Origin of the sequence: Bacillus marinisedimentorum, from assembly GCF_001644195.2 — a bacterium.
Taxonomy (GTDB): Bacteria; Bacillota; Bacilli; order Bacillales; family Bacillaceae_O; genus Bacillus_BL; species Bacillus_BL marinisedimentorum.
In genome coordinates this window covers 1-4,648 of record NZ_LWBL02000055.1, presented here as the reverse complement: position 1 = coordinate 4,648, position 4,648 = coordinate 1, and the positions used below count along the sequence as shown (strand labels likewise).

The 4,648-nt window shown below is 47.7% G+C and carries 4 protein-coding genes; all 4 read right to left on the bottom strand.

From position 1 onward, the window contains the following. Positions 1 to 495 precede the first annotated feature (495 nt). The 4 genes from ahrC to A4U59_RS16520 all read right to left on the bottom strand — a co-directional run bounded on the left by ahrC (position 496) and on the right by A4U59_RS16520 (position 4,415). Positions 496 to 990 carry a transcriptional regulator AhrC/ArgR gene (ahrC, locus tag A4U59_RS16535; RefSeq protein ID WP_070121412.1) on the bottom strand — a complete coding sequence of 165 codons (495 nt, stop codon included), beginning with the start codon at positions 988 to 990 and terminating at the stop codon, positions 496 to 498. A 458-nt stretch (positions 991 to 1,448) separates the two neighbouring features. After that, the gene (locus A4U59_RS16530; protein ID WP_070121411.1) at positions 1,449 to 2,189 is read right to left on the bottom strand and encodes an SDR family oxidoreductase; all 741 of its coding nucleotides are present in this window, start codon (positions 2,187 to 2,189) and stop codon (positions 1,449 to 1,451) included. A 134-nt stretch (positions 2,190 to 2,323) separates the two neighbouring features. Then, positions 2,324 to 3,052, bottom strand: a complete 729-nt coding sequence (locus A4U59_RS16525) for an SIMPL domain-containing protein (protein ID WP_070121410.1) — start codon at positions 3,050 to 3,052, stop codon at positions 2,324 to 2,326. 127 nt (positions 3,053 to 3,179) lie between these two features. After that, positions 3,180 to 4,415, bottom strand: coding sequence for an MFS transporter (locus tag A4U59_RS16520; RefSeq protein ID WP_211274958.1), 1,236 nt, complete (start codon positions 4,413 to 4,415; stop codon positions 3,180 to 3,182). Positions 4,416 to 4,648 lie beyond the last annotated feature (233 nt).

Genomic DNA, 4,648 nt, shown 5'->3' with positions numbered 1-4,648 from the left:
TCTCCTCATCGCTATCGCTCTTGCGGGGTCTCACCTGTCCCGCTAGTCCCGCAGGACATTGAATAAGCTTCCTCGAATTGACACCGCACGAAGAAAATTGGTTTTTATTTTCGAGGAGTTTCGCACCTTCCACTCCAATCAACTAGTGTAAAAAAACAACATTGCGCTTTAACACAGCCAACAATAAAAAAGCTTCAGCGCGGTCAAAGGACTGCACGCCGAAGCTTTAGACACGAAGATTATAAAAAGAACTGTTACTACCTGCGGTCCGGCTTTTCACAGAAGCATTCCGGAACTGTCAGGACTTTGTTTCAGTGCATATGGAAGATGCTTTGACTTGGAATTTATAGTTACTATTTTAACGAGGAGGAACCATGTCGTCAATAGTCGATTTGTGTCGATATCGCTTTCATTTTAAAAAAATATCTTACTGTTCCACACGAGATTGCAGAACATCTACACAAAAAAGACCCTGTTCTTTAAAAGAAGGGCCAGTTAATCGAACATAAGAATTGTTTCATCATCCTGCCTCGTTTCAACATCGAGCATTTTATGGAGCCGTTCCTCAAGGGTTACGGCATCAACTTCCTCGCGGCATATGATTAGGCAGTTATCATTTCCGCATATTGTTCCCATCATTTCTTCCCAATCCAATTCATCGAGAAGGGCACCAATCACATGAGCATTTCCCGGCATCGTTTTAAGGATGACCAACTGCCCGACCGAACTGCTCTGGACAAACGCATCCTGCAGCGCCCGCCGCAGCTTATGGAGCGGCTGATAGCTCTGGTCAGCCGGAAGACTGTAGCGTGACCGGCCGTTTTTCATGGGCACTTTGACAAGCTGGAGTTCTTTTATATCCCTCGAAACGGTTGCCTGGGTCACCGAAAAACCCGCTTCCCTCAGCATCTCTGTAATTTGATCCTGTGTTTCTGCCTCATGGGCTGTGATCAGTTCCCGAATCTTTGCGTGACGCAATGCTTTTTGCATAATACCACCGCCTTATTGAAAACGTTTCCAACTATCACCTTCCATTTTACTATAAGTGAGGATGAATACGAAAACCATTTCTTACAAAACGGCGAAAGCTGGTGCAGCCTTGAGGTACGCTGACCGTTTTTTCAAAAATGCACATAGGAAAGCGCAAAGCGCCCGCTTAGCGGGGGTGCCCGCAGGAAGGCGGTTTTCCTTTCCGGAGGGGATCACTAGCCGCTTACGCCTGAAGCTGACAATTCGAAATGCGGAGAACCCTTGCTCAGCGGCGTACGCATAAACAGGGCCGCACAAGGAAGGACGCTTTTTCCCTTCATGGGGCGGTCCTGCTTATGACGATAGCCGCCAGGGCTCGCAGCTAGACGTTGATCTTGCTTAAAAACTTTCTTACATATTAAAGAAAAGGGACCGATCGGCGGCCCCTTCTTTCATGTCCCTGGTTGAATGGTATCCAATTAGCCTTGAGACGTCGGCCGGACAATGACTTCATTCACTTCGACACCTTCAGGCTGGCTTATGGCGTAGTAAACAGCATTCGCTATATCTTCACTCTGAAGAGGTGTCATCTGCTGCTTGGCAAACCCGCTCAAAATATCTTCATCCGTAATCGTCTGGGTCAATTCTGTTGCAACCGCTCCAGGCGAAATGCTCGTTGACTTGATGTTTGTGCGGGCAAGTTCTTTATTCAGCCCTTCCATTACGACTCTGACAGCAAATTTCGTACCGCTGTATACAGCGCTGCCCGGGAAGATTTCATGGCCCGCTACAGATGACGTCGTAATGATATGGCCGGTGTTGCGCTCCTTCATGTCAGGAAGAACAGCCGCAATCCCATATAGGACACCTTTGATATTGACATCGACCATACGCTCCCATTCTTCCACTTTGACTTTATCCATTAACGAGAGCGGCATCAAACCGGCATTATTAAACAAAACATCGACAGGGCCGAACGTTTCTTTTGTATAGGCAATCAATTCTTCAACATCCTGTCTTGACGTCACATCTGTCGTCTTAAAATCAATCTCACCGCCGCCCTTTGTCCGGATCTGATCAGCGATTTCCTTTAAGCGCTCTTCACGGCGGGCCGCCAGCATGACCTTCGCACCTTCACCTGCCAGCTTTTCGGCTGTCGCCTCTCCAATTCCGCTGCTCGCCCCTGTGATCACTACCACTTGTCCATCTAAAGAACCCATAAATATGTAACCTCCCTGTCTAAATTAAACCTACTTGTATGTATACCCCGTCCATTCTAACATAAACAGGGTCAGAGGTAAGACGTTTGGTTTCTGTTGCCTGGGAGTTGCCTGGCAATTGCCAGGCAATCACATCAACAGTATCGATAAACGGATTCCACCCTGGCTTCAATCTCCTGCCGTCCCGGTTCAACAGGGGTGGCACTTTCCATCTGGGCAGCAAAGGCCTGAACATACTTTGGCTCTGGTCTTGATGCCGGCAATTCAGTGATGGATTCCGGTATGCGAATAAGCCGCAGGCCTGCACTCATGGAGACGGCCTCCGCCTTTTTTCCCGCATCGATAGCAGCTCGCTGCAGCGCTTTCCGATAATATTTTTCTTCATTCGACAGCCTGAATTCAACATCATAGTCAATGTTTGCCCCTGATGCAGCAGCCAGATCAATGACCCTTCCGGCCATAGACACATCCCTTACCTGCACTTCGAACCGGTGCCTTACTTCATACGCACGGAAAACTTGTTTCCCTTCGACAAAGTCATAGCGGGGCACGATTGTATATCCTGCCGTTTTGATATCATTTTTTGCAATGCCCATTTGTCTGAGTGCCGCCACCAGCCGGTTCGCTTTTTCGGCATTTGCCTGCTGGGCTTCTGTTACATTTTCTGATTCCGTCATGATTCCGAATGAAATTACGGCCATGTCAGGGACAACAAAAACACTTCCCGAACCGTATACTTTCAGCGTTCCCCTTTCTAATTCAGATTTCACCGGGAATGCCCACGGACCCCCTCGGGATTCATCTGGTTCATACTCCGCCGTCTCCAAATCATCGACCCGGTTATGAATTTGGCCTTCTCTCATAATATCGCCTCCTCTGTGCATTCATAACCATAGTATGAAAATTCCGCCTGCATTGTACCTATGCCGCCAAAAACAGCAGAAATGCCCGGCAATTGCCGGGCACTCCCTTCTCTCACAAAACTTCCAATTAAAATGCACCATTCCGTGTATCCGGTTTCAGCTCTCCATTTGCTTCTTTCCCGGCAGGTGCTTTCTTGACGGGTATGAGTGCACCGATTAAAGCAATGGCTGCGGCTGCAAGAAACACAATGGAAAGCCCGCTGTCCGCCAGACCTGATAACATGCCGAAAATGACCAGATCAAGGACAGAATCGATGATCGATAACAGCGAAAGTGTTGTCGCCCTGCTGCCTGAAGGTATCCAATCATTCGTGAGCTGTGAATAAACCGGATCGCGAACGGCCCTTATCAGCCTGAGCCCAAAAAAGATGGCACCTGCAGTGAGAAGGCTGCAGCCGAGCAATCCGGCTAAAAGTAATCCTGCTGCCGCACCTATGCCAGTCACATACATGATCACGACATGCGGCACCCTGGATGTGATCAAACCAATTGACCGGGAAACAGCAAAACCCAGCAGTGCGGATAGAGCATAAAATGCGCCGATCCATTCAACCGGGAGGCCGGCCTTCGTCAAAAACGGCTGATCAAAGTTCTCAAAAACAGCGCCGGCTGTGATAAAGACAATACTGACATTCAAGAACAGCCAGAAAAGCGGCGGCGTGCTCCAGATTACCTGAATACCGGTTGTAATATGAGCAAACGGATTACCACGGAATGATTGTTCTCCGGGCGGCTGTCTTACAAAAAACAGCAGAAAAAACTCCACGGCATGAAAAACCATTCCAAGGACAATCAACATGTGAAATTGCTGATCCGTCAAATCCTTTGCCAGATAAGCTCCGGCCAGTACCGTGACGATACTTGTCAAAAATACGGCAGACCTGATATTTCCCATTGCCCTGTCCATCAGATGCTGTTCACGGGACCGTTTGAGTGATTCATAAATAAGTGCTTCTTCAGCACCTGAAAAAAATGTGACCGAAATGCCGTTCAATGAACTATAAAGGAAAAACTGCCACGGCTCCGCAGCATAGAATAACAGGACGATGCTAATGAAGCGGACAGCCGATCCTGTCATGAAGGAGATCTTGGCGCCAAACCGGTCGGCATATATCCCCGTCGGCAATTCACCAATCAGCACAGAGCCGCTCCAGAACATCATTATCCAGAGGATATGCTGCTCTGTCAGCCCCCGTTCCAGATAAAACAGCGTCAATACCGGTTCGATAAAGCTTGCCGTTCCAAATAGATTTATCCAAAACAACATACGTATATTGTGATGTGCAAGTGTATTCTTTTTCAAAATAAAATCCTCCTGCATCCGTATTCGCAACTGCTTGTAAACATTTGCTGAACGGAAGTGAGCAGGAGCTTGCCGTCATCTTCTCAAATCCAAGAGATTAGCCGAGCATGACCCCTCCCGCTTCCGTTTTTGAAAATGTCATCCTTTTTTGCATGCTGACAACCTCCTGTTTTTTTAATCAAATTTCTACCATTTTCATCGTAATGGAAAAATTCAAAAAAGTATACAGAAAA

Excerpts from the sequence above, each read along its gene's own strand:
- A4U59_RS16525 (WP_070121410.1), bottom strand. The coding sequence starts at position 3,052 with ATGAGAGAAGGCCAAATTCATAACCGGGTCGATGATTTGGAGACGGCG.
- A4U59_RS16530 (WP_070121411.1), bottom strand. The coding sequence starts at position 2,189 with ATGGGTTCTTTAGATGGACAAGTGGTAGTGATCACAGGGGCGAGCAGC.
- ahrC (WP_070121412.1), bottom strand. The coding sequence starts at position 990 with ATGCAAAAAGCATTGCGTCACGCAAAGATTCGGGAACTGATCACAGCC.